The organism is Paraburkholderia sp., from assembly GCF_004298475.1.
GTDB lineage: Bacteria > Pseudomonadota > Gammaproteobacteria > Burkholderiales > Burkholderiaceae > Paraburkholderia > Paraburkholderia denitrificans.
This window is the reverse complement of record NZ_SCRP01000010.1, coordinates 47,371-65,358: the sequence shown is the minus strand read 5'-3', so window position 1 is coordinate 65,358 and position 17,988 is coordinate 47,371. Positions and strand designations below refer to the sequence as shown.

Below are 17,988 nucleotides of genomic sequence, written 5' to 3'. Positions count from 1 at the left end.
GGCTTGTTGTGCCGCTTACACGCCCTTGGCGAGCGGAAACTCGATCGTCACCTCGAGCCCGGGGCCGGGCAGGCGGTTGCGCAGGCGCAGCGCGCCGCGATAGCGGCCCACGAGCCGCTGCACGATCGCCATGCCGAGGCCGGTGCCGTTGGCCTGGGTACGGGCGCTGTTGACGCGATAGAACGGGCGCGTCACGAGTGCGATCTGGTCTTCGGGAATGCCAGGTCCTTCATCGACGACCGACAGCTCCACGCGCGAATGCGAGACGCGCGTTTCGAGCATGATGTGCGGAATGCCATCCGAATCGCTTGCGCCGTATTTGCGGGCGTTTTCGATCAGGTTGCCGAGGACGCGGCGCATGTCGGTGTCGTCGGCTTCGATCATGGCGGACGGCGCGAGGCGCGTGATGAGCCGCACGCCGTCTTCGCTCGCCATGCGCGCAGCCATTTCGCCCGCGATCACCGAGAGGTCGACGCGTTCGGTCATGCGCTGCACCGGACGGGCATAGTCGAGGAAACGGCCGATGATCAGGTCCATCTGCTCGATGTCGTCGATCATCGCATCCTTGGTCGCCTGGTCGGACGGACTCATCTCCGTCTCCAGCCGCAGCCGCGCGAGCGGCGTGCGCAGATCGTGCGAGATGCCCGCCAGCATCAGCGCGCGATCCGCTTCCAGCTGTTCGAGATCGCGCACCATCTGGTTGAAGCTTCGGTTGGTTTCGGCGGCCACGCCCATGCCGCTCTCGGGCAGCGGCGCGGGCGACTGCCCGGAGCCCACCATGCGTGCCGACATCGCGAGCCGCGCGAACGGGCGGTTCACCAGACTCGTGATGAATGCCGCGCCGAAGAGCGAAAGCGCCAGCGCGGACACGCCCCATCCGACCCATTGCAGCCCGGTGACGTTGTCGAGCTGATCGCGGTCGAGCGCGACCCAGTAATCGTCGTCGTCGATCTTGAAGCTGATCCACACGCCCGGAATGTCGTTGACCGACTGGGCGATGACGGTGTCGTCGCCAAGGCGCCCGCGAATGTCGTGCTCGATCAGCCGGTTCAGCGATTCGTCGGGCTGGAGCTTGTATTTGTCCGTCGCTTCGCGCGGATAGACGCGCACGCCTTCGTTGCTCTCCAGGTCCTGGAGCAGCGCGCGGCGCAGGTCGGGATCGGAATAGAGCAGCGCGGTGCGCGTGAGCTTCACGACCGCGACGAGCTGCAGCGCCACGCGCTGCGCGCGCGGTTCACGCTCGATCACGCGAAAGCTCTGGAACCACGCTGCAAGACTGACCGCAATCAGCAGTGCGATCAGCAGGAAGGTGCGCCAGAACAGGTCGCCGAACGCGAGCGTCAGCAGACGCCGGTCAATCCGCATGGGACCTTCCTGTCAGACAGAGGAATTGCAGACGCCCAGCCGGTTCAGGCTGCGCCGTCCGGAATGAATACGTAGCCAAGGCCCCAGACCGTCTGGATGAAGCGCGGGCTGCCCGGATCCGGCTCGATCAGCTTGCGCAGACGCGAAATCTGCACATCGAGACTGCGGTCGAACACTTCGTATTCGCGACCGCGCGCCAGCTCCATGAGCTTTTCGCGCGAGAGCGGTTGACGTGGATGGCGCGCGAAAACCTTCAGCACCGAGAACTCGCCCGTGGTGAGCGGAATTTCCTGGCCGGCTTTCGTCAGCGTGCGCGTGGCGAGGTTCAGCGCGAATTCGCCGAATTCGAAGACCTCGGTGGTTTCCGACGGTGCACCCGGCAATTCCGAAGGCGCCTGGCGGCGCAGCACCGCGTGAATGCGCGCGACCAGTTCGCGCGGATTGAAAGGCTTCGGCAGATAATCGTCGGCGCCCATTTCCAGGCCGACGATGCGATCCACATCCTCGCCCTTTGCCGTGAGCATGATGATGGGCGTGCGGTCGTTGCTGCCGCGCAGGCGGCGGCAGATCGACAGGCCGTCTTCGCCCGGCAGCATGAGGTCGAGCACGAGCAGATCGAAACGTTCGCGCACCCACAGCTTGTTCATGGCGGGTGCGTTTTCAGCAACGTAGACATTGAAACCCTGCTCGCCGAGATAACGCCGCAGCAAATCACGCAGGCGCGGGTCGTCGTCGACAACCAGGATTTTCGAGGGGTTCTTGGTTTCCATGGCAGGCATCTTATCGCGATTGGACTGTAGTGCGAGTTTGCACCAATTAAGGGGTTACAGTCAGTTACAAAATTTACCCGTGGTGTGCCACGGCATCAAGAGCTGACGGATAGACTGCTTTACGGAATGCGGCGGTTCGGTAGATACTTCATCCGACTTTAAATTGCCGCTCGCACCGACGCGGGTTTGCACGGATTCAAGGTAGCTGTTTGCCGCGTGACGAAGGGAACAGAATGAAGGGAGGGGTCAGGCCGACAATGCGCCATACTATGATTACACTGGCGCTGGCCGGTGGCATCGTGGCCGCATTGGATCCGGCCTCGGCCGGCGCCGAGCCCTCCATCAACCGGCATGACGGCTCGCACACGTTCTCGCATCCCGTGGGCTACAAGCCGCCTGCGCACCGCTTCCGCAGCGATCCGCCCGATCATTCCGCCTCCGATCCGAACTCGCACACGCCCGGTGTTCCGCCCGACCTCGACCAGCGGCGCCGCGACGGCCACATGACACCTGAAGAGCGCCGCCTGCTGCGCCAGCACATCGAAGACGCGGTGCGCGAGCTTTACAAACGCTGAGGGCATTGCCGCGCGAGACAGCGTTGTTCACGGCGCACGCTCGATCGATTTAATCGCAATTGCCTGGCGCGTACCTGGTGATTACCTGGCGATTGCGTAATCAACATCCATTGCGGATCATTTGCCGGGCCGCGATATTCAACGTACGTGGGTTTTCTCATTGTTTCGCGTGTGACGCGATAAAGCGGTTCGTGTTTGATGCTGCTCAGGTGCAATCGTTTGCCGATCAGTACGATTTGTACGATCGAATGTATGCGCACGCATGCGCGACGATTACTTCGGTTTCAAACGAACGGCTTGCACCGTTGGACGCGAACACGGATGATGTGCGCGCACTGGCGTCGCGGGCGCAAGCGAAGCGCATCGCGCGGCCGAAAGAACCCGTCAATGCATTCGCGCCCGCAACCACGGCGAGCGCATCTCGAAGCACTGCTGATGGACCTGAAGCACCAATTGAAATGAACAGTCGAATGAGGGAGCAGGGCAGTTCGCGCGGCCGCCACGAGAGGCAGGACGCACCATGAAGCGACGCGAGTTTTTGGCGGCGAGCGCTGCGGCGGGAATGTCGCTGTGGCTGCCGGGCGCGGCCCACGCGCGAAGCGGCGCGGCAGGTCCGTTTGCGGCGGGCTACGACAATCTGTTGATCCTCGTCGAACTCAAGGGCGGCAACGACGGACTCAATACCGTCGTGCCGTTCGCCGATCCGCTTTACCACCGCTATCGCGCGAACATCGGCGTGCGCCACGATCAGGCGATCCAGCTCGACGAACGCACGGCGCTGCATCCGGCGCTTGCGCCGCTCATGCCGATGTGGCGCGCGAGGCGGCTGGCGATCGTGCAGGGCGTGGGCTACGCGCAGCCGAATCTGTCGCACTTCCGCTCCACCGAGATATGGGACACCGCGTCGCGCCCGGATCAGTACCTGCGCGACGGCTGGCTCGCGCGCGCATTCGCGAACGCGCCGGCGCCGACGGGTTTCGCGACGGATGGACTCGTGCTCGGTAGTGCGGAGGCGGGCCCGCTCGCGAACGGCGAGCGCGTGATTACGCTCGTGGATCCGGCGCGCCTTGCGCTCGCATCGCGCCTCATCACGCCGACGTCATTGGATGAGCCCGATCCGACGCTTGCCCACCTGCTCGACGTCGAACGCGACATCCTCAAGGTGGCCGACCGGTTGCGTCCGAGGCGCTCGCAGCAGTACGCGCTGAAGACAGTGTTTCCACCGGGGCTGTTCGGCACGTCGATCAAGACGGCGATGCAGGCGCTCGCGTTGGGCGACACGGCACATGGCGTACCCGTGCGGGGCGAAGGCATCGCGGCGATCCGGCTCACGCTGAACGGCTTCGATACGCATGAGAACCAGCCGGGCCGGCATGCGGCTCTGCTGCATCAGTTCGCTGCGGGCATGGTGGCGATGCGCGATGCGCTCATCGAACTTGGCCGCTGGGATCGCACGATGATCGTCACGTACGCAGAGTTCGGCCGCAGCGTGCGTGAAAACCCGGACCGCGGAACCGGCCACGGCACGGCGTGCGCGCACTTCGTGGCCGGTGGCCGCGTTGCGGGCGGCCTGTACGGCCAGGCGCCGCAACTGGCGCGGCTCGATGGCGACGGAAATCTGCCGGCCGGCGTCGATTTCCGGCAGCTCTATGCGACGGTGCTGGGGCCGTGGTGGGGACTCGATGCACGGGCCGTGCTGCAGGACCGCTTCCAGCCGCTGCCGATCCTGCGCGCGTGATCGGGCGATACGTGTTTCAGGCGCGCCGCGCCGCGCGCCAGGCGATCCAGAGCTTGCGGATCGGCGTGAGGACGATCTGCTGATGCAGCACCTGGAAGCGCTCGCGCTCCACTTCCTCCAGCAGTGCAAGCGAAAGCGCCGCGAGCGAGCGCAGCGTACGCTGACCGCGCCGTTCGGCGGCGGGAATGCCGTCGAGTGCGGCGGCGAGCGCTTCGCGCGCACGCGCCGTCTGGAACTTCATGAGTTCGGTGAATTCGTCGCTGTAGCGGCGATTCATCAGATCGGCGGCGGTGACGTTGTAGCGCTGCAGTTCGTCGATCGGAATGTAGATGCGGCCATGGCGCGCATCGTTGCCGATTTCCGGCACGAACTGCGCGAGCATCAGCGCGTTGCCGAGCGGCGCGGCCCATTGCGCGGCGGCGCCCGCATCGCGTGCGCTCACGCGTGCGACGAGCGTGGCGAACGTGCCGCCCACGGCGTCCATGTAGTGCCGAAGGTTGGGGAAGTCGAGATAGCGCGCCTGATCGAAGTCCATCGCGTAACCGGCCAGCAACGCCTGCAGCGCGGGGTACGTCGCCTTGACATCGTCGAGATGGTGCGCGAGCGCCTGCGTCACGGGATGGGCCTGCGCGCTGTTCCCCTCGCTGCTTCCCGCGCCGTTACCGGCAGCAGCAAGCCCGGCCAGTTCCTTTTGCCACCACGCGAGTTTCGTGCGTCCGACGGTGGGATCGCTCGTTTCCTTCGCGGTTTCTTCCAGCTCGCGGCGCAGCGCGAAGAGGGCGGCGAGAAGCGGTTGGCGCGCGGCGCTTGCCTGGCGCAGCGCGTAGTAGGTGCCTGATCCGGGCGGAGCCGCCTTTTGCTGGCAGTAGTCGTCGAAGTTCACGGTGTCTGCGGGGTGGGGATGTGCGCCGCGGCGGCAGGCAACGGGCAACGGCCCGGGCTGTGGCGGCAAACTGGCGATTCTAGCATCGTGCGCATGCAGACAAGCGCCAGGCAATCGGTTAGAATTTCGCGCCTGCGCTTTCGAACGTATGTACGTGAATATCGTGCCCGTCCCGCCCGGCAGCGTCTGCAACGCGAGGTTCATACGGTTGAACGGGTTGAACGGGACGTGAAAGCACGCGAGATCGCAGCGGTCCTCTCGGTGGCCCTGCGAGCAGGCGAAAAGATTCGCGTGAGTGGCGAAATTGGTAGACGCACCAGGTTTAGGTCCTGACGCCCGCAAGGGTGTGCCGGTTCGAGTCCGGCCTCACGCACCAACTCTTTCTTCTCGATATCGGATGCGCGCGGGACACGCGAGCGGCGTGCATCCCGCATGTATCCAGACAGTAATTATTCGAGGCCGGTTCTGCACCGGCCTTTTTCTTTTCCCTGTCTTCCGCACGCCGCGTGGCGATGAAGCCGGCTAAATCTCGTAGGCCTCGATAACCTTGTTGAGCGCGCGCCCCAGCATTTCGCGTTCTTTGTCGTCGAGGCAGGAAAACAAGTCCTCATTCCACTTGCGTGCGATCGGCATCACCTTGCGGTAGAGGGCACGTCCTTCCGGCGTGAGCGATACGAGTACGAGGCGGCCATCTTCCTCGCTCGCGTCGCGGCGCATGAGGCCGCGGCGCATCAGCGCTTCGGCCGCGCGGCTTGCCTGGCTCTTGTCGAGATTCGCATGGCGTGCGAGCTCCATCACAGAGAACGGGCCGAATGCGCCTACGGCGCCAATGAGCCGCGCCTCGGGCAGCGTGATGCCGAGCTTCGCCTGGTAGCGTTCGGTGCTGCCCCGTTCGGAGAGCTTGTTCAGGACATGGAGCCGATAAGTCAAATATTGCTCGAGTCCGGCTTTGCTTGCCTTCATGATCGTCCTGGTTGCGTGGGGGAATGCGCGATGCGTGAGGGGTGCGCAAGACGACTGCGCGTGATGTGATTGTTGCCGCAACCGGCTCGCGGGTCAACGTCGCGTAGTGCGAAATACACGCCACGCAAGAACGTGGCGCGCGCATCTTTTAACCGCTTAACGAGGAAGACAGCGGAGGAAGACAGTTGCGCGTCAGCGCGTGCCGAAACGCAAGCGTGCAAGCTGTTCGGTAACGTTTGTGAGCAGCGTCGCCGCATCGCGGATCGCAGCGTCCAGCGTGATGGGTCCGGGTGCTGGCGAGAAGCAGCCGCTGAAGTGTTCTGACAGGCGAGGCAGCGCGGCGGGATCGACTGCGCCCGACAGCAGCGTGGCGGGCACGCCTGCGGCCTGCGCATGACGGCAAGCAATGAAAGGCGCTTTGCCATGCAACGTTTGCACGTCTGAACGACCCTCACCCGTGATGAGCCAGTTCGCACCGCGCAATGCGGTATCGAGGCCGATCTGACGCGCGACCACTTCGGCGCCCGGTTCGATGCTCGCGCCGAGCATGCGCAGCGCGAAGCCGAGCCCGCCCGCCGCGCCTGAACCTGCTTCATTGCGCACACGACGGTTGAGCGCCGCTTCGACGAGGTCGGCGAAATGCGCGAGTGCCGCGTCGATCAGCGCGACCTGTTCCGGCGTCACGCCCTTTTGCGGACCGAACACGGCCGTTGCACCATGCTCACCCGTAAGCGGATTGTCGACGTCGGACATGGCGACGAACGACGCCTCGGCGAGCCGCGCATCGAGGCCCGACACGTCGACACGCGCCACGCGCGCGAGCGCTTCGGGTGTAGGGTCGACGGGTTGGCCTGCTGCGTCGAAAAGCTGTAGTCCGAGGCCGACGAGCAGACCCGCACCCGCATCGTTCGTACTGCTGCCGCCGAGCGCGACGTAGAAGCGCCGCACGCCTTCGTCGAGCAGCATGCGAATCGCCTGACCCATGCCGATTGTGCTGCGCGCTGCGACCGGCACGCCCATGCCGACGGGATCGGTGATGCCGACGATTTCGGCGGTTTCGACAATCGCGCTGCCGTCCGGCAGCAGGCCGACCGCGGCGTCGCGCATCGGCCCGGCTGCGCCGCGCACGCTGATTACATGGCGCTTGCCGCCTGCGAGTAGCATCGCGTCGAGCGTGCCTTCGCCGCCATCGGCCATTGGACACAGGCGGATGTCCGCGTCCGGGCGGGCGCGGCGGATGCCTTCGGCGATTGCGGCGGCTACGCCGTCCGCACTGAGCGAACCTTTGAACGAATCCGGGGCAATGACGACGACGGGAATGTCAGACGACGGGTTAGACATGGTGTCTCGATGCTGGCAAGGGTTGGTATAGGGTGGGCGGATCTGCCAGACGGGTAGCTTAACAGCGCTGTCGCGCGGGCTGGATATGCCACATACGCTAACGTGGATAGGCGTGGATTGTGCCGGTTGCGTGTGCGTGAATGCCGTGTTCCATCACCATCCCAGAATGAACCGAGCGGCAAATCCATTTGACGGCGGAAATAGTTTGCTAAAATGCTTGGCTCTTTTGACGGAACCGCGTCGCAAATCGCTCATTGCGGTGCAGCAGAGCGCACGCATGGGCGGGTTCCGGAGCGCGCAGGCGGCCTTGGTCGCGCGTGCGTGTGAAAGGCGGCGCGGGGTTGCCAGCGGGAGTTGCCAGCATTAGGCGCAGAAGCACCTGCAAGCGGCGCAACGAGGCGCAGGTGCTGCCGGTGCTATAGGTCGCCTCACAGCGTGCCCGATAGGGCGGCGGACCGCGGCACAGCAAAGATTACTGATTCACTCGAATAAATTTTAGGACGATTGAAGCCATGGCTAACGTTGTTGAAAACCTCGGCAAGCTCGAACGCCGCGTGACGATTTCCCTGCCGAAGGATGCCGTGCAGAAAGAAGTGGATTCGCGCATCCGCCAACTCGCGAAGAACGTGCGCATGCCGGGTTTCCGCCCGGGCAAGGTGCCGCTCAAGATGGTCACGCAGCAGTACTCGGGCCAGGTCGAAGCCGAAGTCCTGAGCGACAAGATCGGCAAGGAATTCTTCGACATCAGCCGCGCCGAAAACCTGCGCGTTGCCGGCCAGCCGAGCTTCGCCCCGAAGACCGAGGTCGCTGAAGGCGCCTACGCGTTCGACGCGACCTTCGAGGTCTATCCCGAAGTCAAGATCGGTGACGTCGCAACCGCCGAAATCGAGCGCACGACCACGTCGATCGCCGATACCGAAATCGATCGCACGCTCGACATCCTGCGCAAGCAGCGCGTGCATTTCCACGCGCGCGGCGACGCGGGCGAGCACGGTGACGGCGGCGCCGACACCGCAGCGAAGAGCGGCGACCGCGTGACGGTCGACTTCGTCGGCAAGATCGACGACGTCGCATTCCCGGGCGGCACGGCAGAAGGCTTCACGTTCGTGCTGGGCGAAGGCCGCATGCTGCCGGAATTCGAAACGGCTGCGCTCGGCCTGAAGCAAGGCGAGTCGCGCGAATTCGACCTGAGCTTCCCGGCGGACTATCACGGCAAGGACGTCGCGGGCAAGACCGCGAAGTTCACGATCACGATGCACAAGATCGAGTGGCCGCACCTGCCGGAGATCGACGCGGAATTCGCGAAGTCGCTCGGCATCGCCGACGGCGACCTCGTCAAGATGCGCGCCGAGATCAAGGACAACCTGGAGCGTGAAGCAAAGCGCCGCACCCAGGCCATCGTCAAGAACCAGGTGATGGATGCGCTCCTGAAGATCTCCGAACTCGACGTGCCGAACGCACTCGTCGAGCAGGACCAGCAGCGCCTCGTCGAAATGGCGCGCGCGGACCTCGTGCAGCGCGGCGTTCCGAACGCCAAGGACGCGCCGATTCCGGCCGAGATGTTCAAGGACCAGGCTGAGCGCCGCGTCAAGCTGGGCCTCGTGCTGGCCGAGCTCGTGAAGGCGAACAGCCTTGAGGCGAAGCCGGAGCAGATCCGCGCCGAAGTCGACGAATTCGCGAAAAGTTACGAAGACCCGAAGGAAGTCGTGCGCTGGTATTATTCGAACCAGCAGCGTCTCGCCGAAATGGAAGCCTTCGTCGTCGAATCGAACGTTGTGGATTTCGTGCTCGACAAGGCCAGGGTGACGGACAAGCTCGTGAGCTTCGAAGAACTGGCAAGCGCAACGGCGCAGGCTTAAGGCGACCGCGCAGCGGCGTGCCGGCTGTCGGGGCTTCCGATGGCGAGCACGCCGTTTTTGCGTCCGCGTAATTTTCCCATTCGGCGAGTGTGGTTGAATTACGCGGGGTCCGCCTCCATACGGGGTAATCAGAAGAGATCTTCCAGACAAGGATGCACCGCATGACCATTCGCGCTCAATCGCTGGATACGTTGACCTCCCACGCATCGCGGGATCTCGAACCGCAAGCGCTCGGGCTCGTGCCGATCGTCGTGGAGACGAGCGGCCGCGGCGAGCGTTCGTACGACATCTACTCGCGCCTGCTCAAGGAGCGTGTGGTGTTCATGGTCGGCGAAGTGAACGACCAGACTGCGAACCTCGTTGTCGCGCAACTGCTGTTTCTCGAAAGCGAGAACCCGGACAAGGACATCAGCCTGTACATCAACAGCCCGGGCGGTTCTGTCTCGGCCGGCATGGCGATCTACGACACGATGCAGTTCATCAAGCCGGACGTTTCGACCCTTTGCATGGGCCTCGCGGCCAGCATGGGCGCGTTCCTGCTCGCGTCGGGTGCGAAGGGCAAGCGCTTCGCGCTGCCGAATTCGCGCGTGATGATCCACCAGCCGCTCGGCGGCGCGCGCGGCCAGGCGTCCGATATCGAAATCCAGGCGCGCGAAATCCTGTACCTGAAGGAGCGCCTGAACCAGCTGCTCGCGCACCATACCGGCCAGCCGGTCGAGCGCATCGCGCGCGACACCGACCGCGACAACTTCATGTCCGGTGAGGACGCGCAAGCGTACGGGCTCGTCGACCAGGTGCTCCACAAGCGCCCCTGATCCGGCCCGTTCTGGCGCGCCGCCCGCAATCGGCGGAGACTTCGGTCTCCGTGGAAAATGGGATTGGCGCTGCCGCGCGAACCGTGTGGAATAATCGGAAAACGCGCTCGCAGCCTGCGGCCCACACGCCGTCACAGCAAGCGGTTCATCCGCCTCCCGGTGTGGCCGGGGGAAACGGCGTATCATGTAAAAGAGTGTCCGGAGGCTCATCTATCCATGGCGGACAAAAAAGGTTCCAGCAGCGAGAAGCTGTTGTATTGCTCGTTCTGCGGCAAAAGCCAGCATGAAGTAAAGAAACTGATTGCGGGGCCGTCGGTGTTCATCTGCGATGAATGCATCGACCTGTGCAACGAGATTATTCGCGACGAAGCCGCAGGCGCTGGCGTCGACGCCGCGCTGTCGCGCTCGGACCTGCCGGGTCCGCAGGAAATTCGCGACATCCTCGACCAGTACGTGATCGGCCAGGAACGTGCGAAGAAGATTCTCGCCGTGGCGGTGTACAACCACTACAAGCGCCTGAAGCATCTCGACAAGAAGGACGACGTCGAACTTTCCAAGAGCAACATCCTGCTGATCGGGCCCACGGGCTCCGGCAAGACGTTGCTCGCGCAAACGCTCGCGCGCCTTCTGAACGTGCCGTTCGTGATCGCCGACGCCACCACGCTGACCGAAACCGGCTACGTGGGCGAGGACGTCGAGAACATCATTCAGAAGCTGCTGCAGAACTGCAACTACGAGGTTGACAAGGCGCAGCGCGGCATCGTCTATATCGACGAAATCGACAAGATCAGCCGCAAGTCGGATAACCCGTCGATCACCCGCGACGTATCGGGCGAGGGCGTGCAGCAGGCGCTCCTCAAGCTGATCGAGGGCACGATGGCGTCGGTGCCGCCGCAGGGCGGCCGCAAGCACCCGAACCAGGACTTCATCCAGGTCGATACGACCAACATCCTGTTCATCTGCGGCGGCGCGTTCGACGGCCTGGAAAAGGTCATCACCGACCGCACCGAAAAGACCGGCATCGGTTTTGGCGCGAGCGTGAAGAGCAAGCAGGAGCGCGACGCGGGCGAAGTGCTGCGCGAAGTGGAGCCGGAAGACCTGATCAAGTTCGGTCTGATTCCCGAACTGATCGGCCGCCTGCCGGTGGTCGCCACGCTCGGCAAGCTCGACGAAGCCGCGTTGATGAAGATCCTGGTCGAGCCGAAGAACGCGCTCGTCAAGCAGTATCACAAGCTCTTCAACATGGAGCGCGTGGAACTGGAAATTCGCCCGGCTGCGCTGCAATCGGTCGCGCGCAAGGCGATCCGCCGCAAGACCGGCGCACGGGGCCTGCGCTCGATCCTCGAGCAGGCGCTGCTCGACGTGATGTACGATCTACCGGCCATGAAGGGCGTGAGCAAGGTCATCATCGACGACAACGTGATCGACGGCGACGGCAAACCGCTGCTGATCTACGAAGACGCGCCGAAGGTGGCAGGATCGAACTAATGGCGGTGATCGGCTAAAGAGTTCCGGAAAGAAGCCGTTCATACAATGAGATGAACGGCTTTTTCGTTTGTCTGGTTTTGTCTGGTGGTCGATGGCGCACTATTTCTGGAGTCACTGAACTTTTCCCACACGCTCGAGGCTTGCAAACGCTGTCGCAGGCCTTACTTATCGAATGAATTGATTCCACTCATGGGGAAATGAAATGTCAGGAACCCAACTCCTCCCGCCGGAACGCACCACGCTCCCGCTGCTGCCGCTGCGAGACGTCGTAGTTTTCCCGCATATGGTGATTCCCCTCTTCGTGGGCAGGCCGAAATCGATCAAGGCCCTCGAAGCGGCGATGGAAGGCGGCAAGCACATCATGCTCGTCGCGCAAAAAACCGCCGCGAAGGATGAGCCGACCGAAAAAGACATGTACGAAGTGGGATGCGTTGCAAACATCCTGCAGATGCTGAAGTTGCCCGACGGCACGGTGAAAGTGCTCGTCGAGGGGCTGCAGCGCGCGAAGACGCTCTCGATCGAAGAGCAGGAAGCGCAGTTTTCGTGCGAGGTGATGCCGCTCGAACCCGATCATGCCGACGGCGCCGAAACCGAAGCGCTGCGCCGCGCGATCGTGTCGCAATTCGACCAGTACGTAAAGCTGAACAAGAAGATCCCGCCGGAAATCCTGACGTCGCTGTCGGGTATCGACGAAGCGGGTCGTCTTGCCGACACCATCGCGGCCCATCTGCCGCTCAAGCTCGACCAGAAGCAGCACATCCTCCAGATGTTCCCGGTCGTGGAGCGTCTCGAGCATCTGCTCGCGCAACTCGAAGCCGAGATCGACATTCTCCAGGTGGAGAAGCGTATCCGCGGCCGCGTGAAGCGCCAGATGGAGAAGAGCCAGCGCGAGTACTACCTGAACGAGCAGGTCAAGGCGATCCAGAAGGAACTGGGCGAAGGCGAAGAGGGCGCGGATCTCGAAGAGCTCGAGAAGCGCATCACCGCTGCGCGCATGCCCAAGGAAGCCAAGAAGAAGGCCGACGCCGAGCTGAAGAAGCTCAAGCTGATGTCGCCGATGTCGGCGGAAGCGACGGTCGTGCGCAACTACATCGACACGCTGATTGGCCTGCCGTGGCGCAAGAAGAGCAAGGTCAACAACGATCTCACGAACGCCGAGACCGTGCTCGACGAAGACCACTTCGGCCTCGAGAAGGTGAAGGAACGCATTCTCGAATATCTCGCAGTGCAGCAACGCGTGGACAAGGTCAAGGCGCCGATCTTGTGCCTCGTCGGGCCTCCGGGCGTCGGCAAGACCTCGCTTGGCCAGTCGATTGCGCGTGCAACGAATCGCAAGTTCGTGCGCATGGCGCTCGGCGGCGTGCGTGACGAGGCCGAGATTCGCGGTCACCGCCGCACGTATATCGGTTCGATGCCGGGCAAGATCCTGCAGAGCCTCACGAAGGTCGGCGTGCGCAATCCGCTCTTCCTGCTCGACGAAGTCGACAAGATGGGCATGGATTTCCGCGGCGATCCGTCGTCGGCGCTGCTCGAAGTCCTCGATCCGGAACAGAACCACACGTTCGCCGATCACTACATCGAAGTCGATTTCGACCTCTCCGATGTGATGTTCGTCGCTACGTCGAACTCGCTGAACATCCCGCCGCCGCTGCTCGACCGGATGGAAGTCATCCGCCTGTCGGGTTACACGGAAGACGAGAAGGTCAGCATCGCACAGCGCTACCTGCTGCCGAAGCAGAAGAAGAACAACGGCCTGAAGGCCGGCGAGGTCGAGGTCGCGGAAGGTGCAATCCGCGACATCATTCGCTATTACACGCGTGAAGCGGGCGTGCGTTCGCTCGAGCGCGAAATATCGAAGATCTGCCGCAAGGTCGTGAAGATGCTTCTGCTGAAGAAGGCGCAGGGCGCGGTGACGGTCGACGGCACGAATCTCGATACGTTCCTCGGCGTGCGCAAGTACGACTTCGGCCTGGCTGCGAAGGAAAACCAGATCGGCCAGGTCACGGGCCTTGCGTGGACCGAAGTCGGCGGCGATCTGCTGACGATCGAAGCGGCGGTCATGCCCGGCAAGGGCAACGTGATCCGCACGGGTTCGCTCGGCGACGTCATGAAGGAATCGGTCGAAGCGGCACGCTCGGTGGTGCGCTCGCGCTCGCGGCGTCTTGGCATCAAGGACGAGGCGTTCGAGAAGCAGGACATCCACATTCACGTGCCGGAAGGCGCGACGCCGAAGGACGGTCCGTCCGCCGGTATCGCGATGACGACCGCGCTGGTGTCGGTGCTCACGGGCATTCCGGTGCGCGCCAACGTCGCGATGACGGGCGAGATCACGCTGCGCGGCGAAGTGCTGCCGATCGGCGGTCTGAAGGAGAAGCTGCTCGCGGCGCATCGCGGCGGCATCAAGCTCGTGCTGATCCCGGAAGAGAACGTGAAGGATCTTTCCGAGATTCCGGACAACGTGAAGAACGCGATCGAAATCGTGCCGGTCCGCTGGATCGACAAGGTGCTCGAACTGGCGCTCGAACGTGTGCCGCAGGCGCTGCCGGAAGAGGAAGTGAAGGCGGACGTTGCAAAGGCCGCAGCGCCCGTCGCCGAACCGGCGGACGCCAGCGCGACCGAAGTGGTCAAGCACTGAGTTCGCTGCAGCAATGAGGCGGCCGGCGCGTCCTGCGCGCGGCCCGCGAAGTACCGAAAACCCGCGGTTCGGCCCGCGGGTTTTTTATTGCACGAACGAGGTGCAAACCCAGCGCAAACTCCGCCCGGACGATTGGCCGCGCCCTGGGGGAATTTCTCGAAAGTCCCGTTAAATCAGGCTGAACCCGGCTTGACACCGTCGATTCCGACCCGTTAAATGAGCGAGCCCGGCACAGCGCCGGGTCCGTCTTTTCCTGAATCCCGGCGCGCAAAGCGTCGCAATGATTACCCAAACACATTCTCGGGGGCTGGAATGAACAAAACGGATTTGATCGATCACATCGCTCAGCAAGCCGACATCTCGAAAGCGGCTGCGGGACGTGCACTCGACGCCGTGATCGGTGGCGTCAAGGGCACGCTCAAGAAAGGCGGATCGGTCACGCTGGTCGGCTTCGGCACGTTTGCCGTGGGCAAGCGCACGGCGCGCACGGGGCGCAATCCCCGCACGGGCGATGCGATCAAGATCAAGGCCGCAAAGGTCCCGAAATTCCGGCCTGGTAAAGCGCTCAAAGATGCGCTAAACTAGCGGGCTCGCTGGCCATCGTTGTGCAGTTTTCACTGTCCAGGTCGGCATTAGTGTGGTAAGTGCAGTGGAAAATGCGGTGAAAAAAAGCGTGCGCATAAATGCGCCGCGAAGCGCACCGAAAAGCACACTGAAAGAAGCACAAAAAGCAGTTCAGGAATCGCAAAGCTGGGTGCTTAGCTCAGTTGGTAGAGCGGCGCCCTTACAAGGCGTAGGTCGGGGGTTCGAACCCCTCAGCACCCACCAGTTTTCGGTTCCTCAGGCATCTGCATAAGTAGTCGCAGGATAGTTGCAGAATGCAACCGCACGGAGCGGTAGTTCAGTTGGTCAGAATACCGGCCTGTCACGCCGGGGGTCGCGGGTTCGAGCCCCGTCCGCTCCGCCAGATCTTTCTAAAGAAGGCGAACCGAAGGCAAACTGCGGTTCGCCTTTTTTATTGTCCTCTGAGGTAATATCGGGCGTTCTGTTTTTGGGCCCTCCCTTCGCTCTGTCACGCATGCTCGACTTTTTCCGCAATCACAAACGGCTGATGATGTTCCTGCTGCTCCTGGTGATCCTGCCAGGGCTCGGCTTCGTCGGCATTCAAGGTTTCCGCGGCTTCTTCGACGAAAGCGCAAATGTCGCAAGCGTCGATGGACACGACATTACGCGTGTCGAGTACGACAACGCCGCGCGTCAGCAACTCGATCAGGCTCGCCAGGTCATGGGCGCGAGCTTCGACCAGGCTCTGTTTGACACGCCGCAGCACCGCAAGGACATCCTCGACGGCATGATCCAGCAGCGCGTGCTCGCTGCCGAGACGCAGCGCCTGCACCTCAGCGCGTCGGACGATGCCGTACGCCGGGCGCTGCTGTCCGATCCGATCATCGCGTCGCTCAAGAAGCCCGACGGCTCGATGGACCTCGACCGCTACAAGGAAATGCTCGCCATGCAGGGCATGACGCCCGAGCAGTATGACGAGCGCGTGCGCTACAGCCTCGCGATGGAGCAGTTGCCCGCCGCGGTCATCAACAGCGCGTTCACGCCGAAGTCGCTCGCACAGCAGCTCATGGCGCTCTCCGAACAGCAGCGCGAAGTCCAGGCGCTTGCATTCCATGCCGCCGACTATGCGGCCAGGGTGCAGCCGACCGACGCGGAACTGCAGGCCTACTACGACGCGCACAAGAGCGATTTCGCAACGCCGGCAACGGCCCAGATCCAGTATCTGGTGCTGTCGGCGGCGGCGGTGGCGGCCACGGTTCATCCGTCAGACGCCGACCTCAAGCAGTTCTACAACGACAACCTCGCTCACTACCGCACCGACGAACAGGTGCGCGCAAGCCACATCCTGATCGCCGTGCCGAAGGATGCGAGCGCCGCCGACCGGAGCGCCGCGAAGCAGAAGGCGGAATCGATCCTCGTCGAAGTGCGGGCCCATCCCGACCAGTTCGCGCAGATCGCGCAGAAGGATTCGCAGGATCCGGGCTCGGCGTCGAAGGGCGGCGACCTCGGCTTCTTCGGCCGCGGCATGATCGCGGGCGGCGAAGCGTTCGACAATGCCGTCTTCAAGCTCAAGAAGGACGAAATCAGCGACGTGATCCAGTCGGACTTCGGCTATCACATCCTCAAGGTCACGGACATCAAGCCGTCGTCGACGAAGCCGTTCGAAGAGGTGAAGGCCGCGATCCTGAGCGACGTCAAGGCGCAACAGGCCACGAAGCTGCTCGGCGACGCTACCGAAGGCTTCACCTCGCTGGTCTATGAGCAGTCGAAGAGCCTGCAACCGGCCGCCGACAAGTTCAAGCTGACCATCCAGACCGCAACGGTCATGTCGAAGCCGAATCCGGCGCTGCCGCCGGACAGCCCGTTGAACAATCAAAAGTTCCTCGCCGCGGTGTTCGCGAACGACTCGGTGAACCAGCACAACAACACGCAGGCGATCGACGTCGGTAACAGCACGTTGATCTCGGCGCGCGTCACGAAGTTCCAGGCAGCCGCGACGCCGGAATTCGCCGCGGTCAAGGATGCCGTGCGTCAGCGCGTCAGCGCGCAGCAGGCCGCCGACCTCGCACGCAAGGACGGCCAGGCCAGGCTCGTCGATCTGCAGAAGTCGAAAGCGACCGCCGGATTCTCGGCGGTGGCGAAGGTTTCGCGCAATGATGCGCAGGGGCTGTCGCCTGCGGCGCTGTCGGCGGTCTTCAAGGCCGATGCGCAGAGTCTGCCGGTTTATGTCGGCGTCGATCTCGGCAGCGACGGTTTTGCGATCTATCGCATCAATGCCGTCACGAACGGCCCGGCCGCAGAAGGTCCGCGTCTCGCCGGTGCGCAACAGCAGCTCGCGCAGGTGAGCGGGCAATCGCAGGTGCAGGCCTATCTCGACGCGCTGCGTGATCGCTCGAAGGTGAAGTACTACGGCTCGCTCGGTCCGGCTGGCCAGTCCGGCGACGGACAACAGTAAGTCAGACGGCACGGTCCGCCGTGCCAGCAGCAAAAAAGCCCCGCAACGGGCTGCGCCGCCAGGCTGGATGCCGATCCAGCTTTGCGGTGCGGTTCGCGATTGCGGGGTTTTTGCCTTTTCAGGGCTTGCAGTGCGCGCAGCCGCTGCGATCAGAGGCAGGCGGTGATGGCGCTGGTGGCGTCGCGACCGTTTGCGACATTGGCGCCGCTACCGGCGCGGTAGCCAACCCAGGTTTTGTTATTCGGCGACCAGGACGGGCGCACTGTTGCGGCAGCGCCGTCGGGCGGCCGCTGGCCCGGCATATAAACATCGATTGCCTGGTTGTCAGCCGTCATCGTCTGCGAGATGACCTGCTGTTGCGAGCGATCAGCCCACTTTTGCGCGATGCACTGCGCAACGGCTACAGACGGATGCAGGCTCGTGCCGACCGATTCCGCACTCATCGGCAGCGGCTGGCTGGCACAGGCGTCAAGCGTCGCCACGACGAAAATAACGCACACGTACTTCACGCTTCTCTCTCCCGCCAGGGACGGACGG

General features: G+C 63.3%; 15 protein-coding genes and 3 tRNA genes. 12 read left to right on the top strand and 6 right to left on the bottom strand.

Going from position 1 to position 17,988, the window contains the following annotated elements; translation table 11 throughout:
- Positions 1-15: 15 nt before the first annotated feature.
- Complete coding sequence (locus EPN59_RS05650; RefSeq protein WP_293045676.1) at positions 16-1,365, bottom strand: ATP-binding protein; 1,350 nt, start codon at positions 1,363-1,365, stop codon at positions 16-18.
- A 44-nt stretch (positions 1,366-1,409) separates the two neighbouring features.
- On the bottom strand, positions 1,410-2,135 hold the full coding sequence (gene ompR, locus EPN59_RS05645; RefSeq protein ID WP_035514479.1) for a two-component system response regulator OmpR: 726 nt from the start codon (positions 2,133-2,135) through the stop codon (positions 1,410-1,412).
- A gap of 233 nt (positions 2,136-2,368) precedes the next feature.
- Between ompR and EPN59_RS05640 the strand changes: the two genes are divergently transcribed.
- The 3 genes from EPN59_RS05640 to EPN59_RS05630 all read left to right on the top strand — a co-directional run bounded on the left by EPN59_RS05640 (position 2,369) and on the right by EPN59_RS05630 (position 4,448).
- Positions 2,369-2,710 carry a hypothetical protein gene (locus tag EPN59_RS05640; RefSeq protein ID WP_293041801.1) on the top strand — a complete coding sequence of 114 codons (342 nt, stop codon included), beginning with the start codon at positions 2,369-2,371 and terminating at the stop codon, positions 2,708-2,710.
- 77 nt (positions 2,711-2,787) lie between these two features.
- Positions 2,788-3,234: a hypothetical protein gene (locus EPN59_RS05635; protein WP_293041804.1), complete on the top strand. Its 447-nt coding sequence runs from the start codon at positions 2,788-2,790 to the stop codon at positions 3,232-3,234.
- On the top strand, positions 3,231-4,448 hold the full coding sequence (locus EPN59_RS05630) for a DUF1501 domain-containing protein (RefSeq protein ID WP_293041807.1): 1,218 nt from the start codon (positions 3,231-3,233) through the stop codon (positions 4,446-4,448). Before EPN59_RS05635 ends, EPN59_RS05630 begins: the two co-directional genes overlap by 4 nt.
- Positions 4,449-4,464: 16 nt before the next feature.
- Here the strand turns inward: EPN59_RS05630 and EPN59_RS05625 are convergent, their stop codons facing one another.
- Positions 4,465-5,331 (bottom strand): squalene/phytoene synthase family protein, encoded by an 867-nt coding sequence (locus tag EPN59_RS05625; RefSeq protein ID WP_293041810.1) that lies wholly within the window; start codon positions 5,329-5,331, stop codon positions 4,465-4,467.
- A 289-nt stretch (positions 5,332-5,620) separates the two neighbouring features.
- Here EPN59_RS05625 and EPN59_RS05620 point away from each other — a divergent pair.
- Positions 5,621-5,707, top strand: a tRNA-Leu gene (locus EPN59_RS05620).
- Positions 5,708-5,853: 146 nt separating this feature from the next.
- On the opposite strand, the gene EPN59_RS05615 is transcribed toward EPN59_RS05620, so the two are convergent.
- Together EPN59_RS05615 and EPN59_RS05610 are read right to left on the bottom strand one after the other, a co-directional pair.
- The gene (locus EPN59_RS05615; protein ID WP_293041812.1) at positions 5,854-6,294 is read right to left on the bottom strand and encodes a MarR family transcriptional regulator; all 441 of its coding nucleotides are present in this window, start codon (positions 6,292-6,294) and stop codon (positions 5,854-5,856) included.
- A 192-nt stretch (positions 6,295-6,486) separates the two neighbouring features.
- Positions 6,487-7,635 carry a glycerate kinase gene (locus EPN59_RS05610; protein WP_293041814.1) on the bottom strand — a complete coding sequence of 383 codons (1,149 nt, stop codon included), beginning with the start codon at positions 7,633-7,635 and terminating at the stop codon, positions 6,487-6,489.
- Positions 7,636-8,147: 512 nt separating this feature from the next.
- Between EPN59_RS05610 and tig the strand changes: the two genes are divergently transcribed.
- The 8 genes from tig (at position 8,148) to EPN59_RS05570 (ending at position 17,451) form a co-directional block, all read left to right on the top strand.
- On the top strand, positions 8,148-9,494 hold the full coding sequence (gene tig / locus EPN59_RS05605) for a trigger factor (RefSeq protein ID WP_293041817.1): 1,347 nt from the start codon (positions 8,148-8,150) through the stop codon (positions 9,492-9,494).
- 161 nt (positions 9,495-9,655) lie between these two features.
- Positions 9,656-10,309 carry an ATP-dependent Clp endopeptidase proteolytic subunit ClpP gene (gene clpP / locus EPN59_RS05600; RefSeq protein ID WP_293041820.1) on the top strand — a complete coding sequence of 218 codons (654 nt, stop codon included), beginning with the start codon at positions 9,656-9,658 and terminating at the stop codon, positions 10,307-10,309.
- Positions 10,310-10,525: 216 nt separating this feature from the next.
- The gene (gene clpX, locus EPN59_RS05595) at positions 10,526-11,797 is read left to right on the top strand and encodes an ATP-dependent Clp protease ATP-binding subunit ClpX (protein WP_293041823.1); all 1,272 of its coding nucleotides are present in this window, start codon (positions 10,526-10,528) and stop codon (positions 11,795-11,797) included.
- A gap of 202 nt (positions 11,798-11,999) precedes the next feature.
- Complete coding sequence (gene lon, locus EPN59_RS05590) at positions 12,000-14,432, top strand: endopeptidase La (protein ID WP_293041826.1); 2,433 nt, start codon at positions 12,000-12,002, stop codon at positions 14,430-14,432.
- Between the two features lie 216 nt (positions 14,433-14,648).
- Positions 14,649-15,017, top strand: coding sequence for an HU family DNA-binding protein (locus EPN59_RS05585; RefSeq protein WP_293041829.1), 369 nt, complete (start codon positions 14,649-14,651; stop codon positions 15,015-15,017).
- Positions 15,018-15,184: 167 nt separating this feature from the next.
- Positions 15,185-15,260: transfer RNA gene (locus tag EPN59_RS05580), tRNA-Val, on the top strand.
- 62 nt (positions 15,261-15,322) lie between these two features.
- Positions 15,323-15,399 (top strand) — tRNA-Asp (locus tag EPN59_RS05575).
- A gap of 111 nt (positions 15,400-15,510) precedes the next feature.
- Positions 15,511-17,451, top strand: coding sequence for a SurA N-terminal domain-containing protein (locus EPN59_RS05570; protein WP_293041832.1), 1,941 nt, complete (start codon positions 15,511-15,513; stop codon positions 17,449-17,451).
- A gap of 149 nt (positions 17,452-17,600) precedes the next feature.
- On the opposite strand, the gene EPN59_RS05565 is transcribed toward EPN59_RS05570, so the two are convergent.
- Positions 17,601-17,960: a hypothetical protein gene (locus EPN59_RS05565; protein ID WP_293041835.1), complete on the bottom strand. Its 360-nt coding sequence runs from the start codon at positions 17,958-17,960 to the stop codon at positions 17,601-17,603.
- Positions 17,961-17,988: the final 28 nt, after the last annotated feature.

Bases quoted from the DNA above. Each gene is read 5' to 3' on its own strand.
- EPN59_RS05650 (WP_293045676.1), bottom strand. From the start codon at position 1,365: ATGCGGATTGACCGGCGTCTGCTGACGCTCGCGTTCGGCGACCTGTTC.
- ompR (WP_035514479.1), bottom strand. From the start codon at position 2,135: ATGGAAACCAAGAACCCCTCGAAAATCCTGGTTGTCGACGACGACCCG.
- EPN59_RS05640 (WP_293041801.1), top strand. From the start codon at position 2,369: ATGAAGGGAGGGGTCAGGCCGACAATGCGCCATACTATGATTACACTG.
- EPN59_RS05630 (WP_293041807.1), top strand. From the start codon at position 3,231: ATGAAGCGACGCGAGTTTTTGGCGGCGAGCGCTGCGGCGGGAATGTCG.
- EPN59_RS05615 (WP_293041812.1), bottom strand. From the start codon at position 6,294: ATGAAGGCAAGCAAAGCCGGACTCGAGCAATATTTGACTTATCGGCTC.
- EPN59_RS05610 (WP_293041814.1), bottom strand. From the start codon at position 7,635: ATGTCTAACCCGTCGTCTGACATTCCCGTCGTCGTCATTGCCCCGGAT.
- tig (WP_293041817.1), top strand. From the start codon at position 8,148: ATGGCTAACGTTGTTGAAAACCTCGGCAAGCTCGAACGCCGCGTGACG.
- clpP (WP_293041820.1), top strand. From the start codon at position 9,656: ATGACCATTCGCGCTCAATCGCTGGATACGTTGACCTCCCACGCATCG.
- clpX (WP_293041823.1), top strand. From the start codon at position 10,526: ATGGCGGACAAAAAAGGTTCCAGCAGCGAGAAGCTGTTGTATTGCTCG.
- lon (WP_293041826.1), top strand. From the start codon at position 12,000: ATGTCAGGAACCCAACTCCTCCCGCCGGAACGCACCACGCTCCCGCTG.
- EPN59_RS05585 (WP_293041829.1), top strand. From the start codon at position 14,649: ATGAGCGAGCCCGGCACAGCGCCGGGTCCGTCTTTTCCTGAATCCCGG.
- EPN59_RS05570 (WP_293041832.1), top strand. From the start codon at position 15,511: ATGCTCGACTTTTTCCGCAATCACAAACGGCTGATGATGTTCCTGCTG.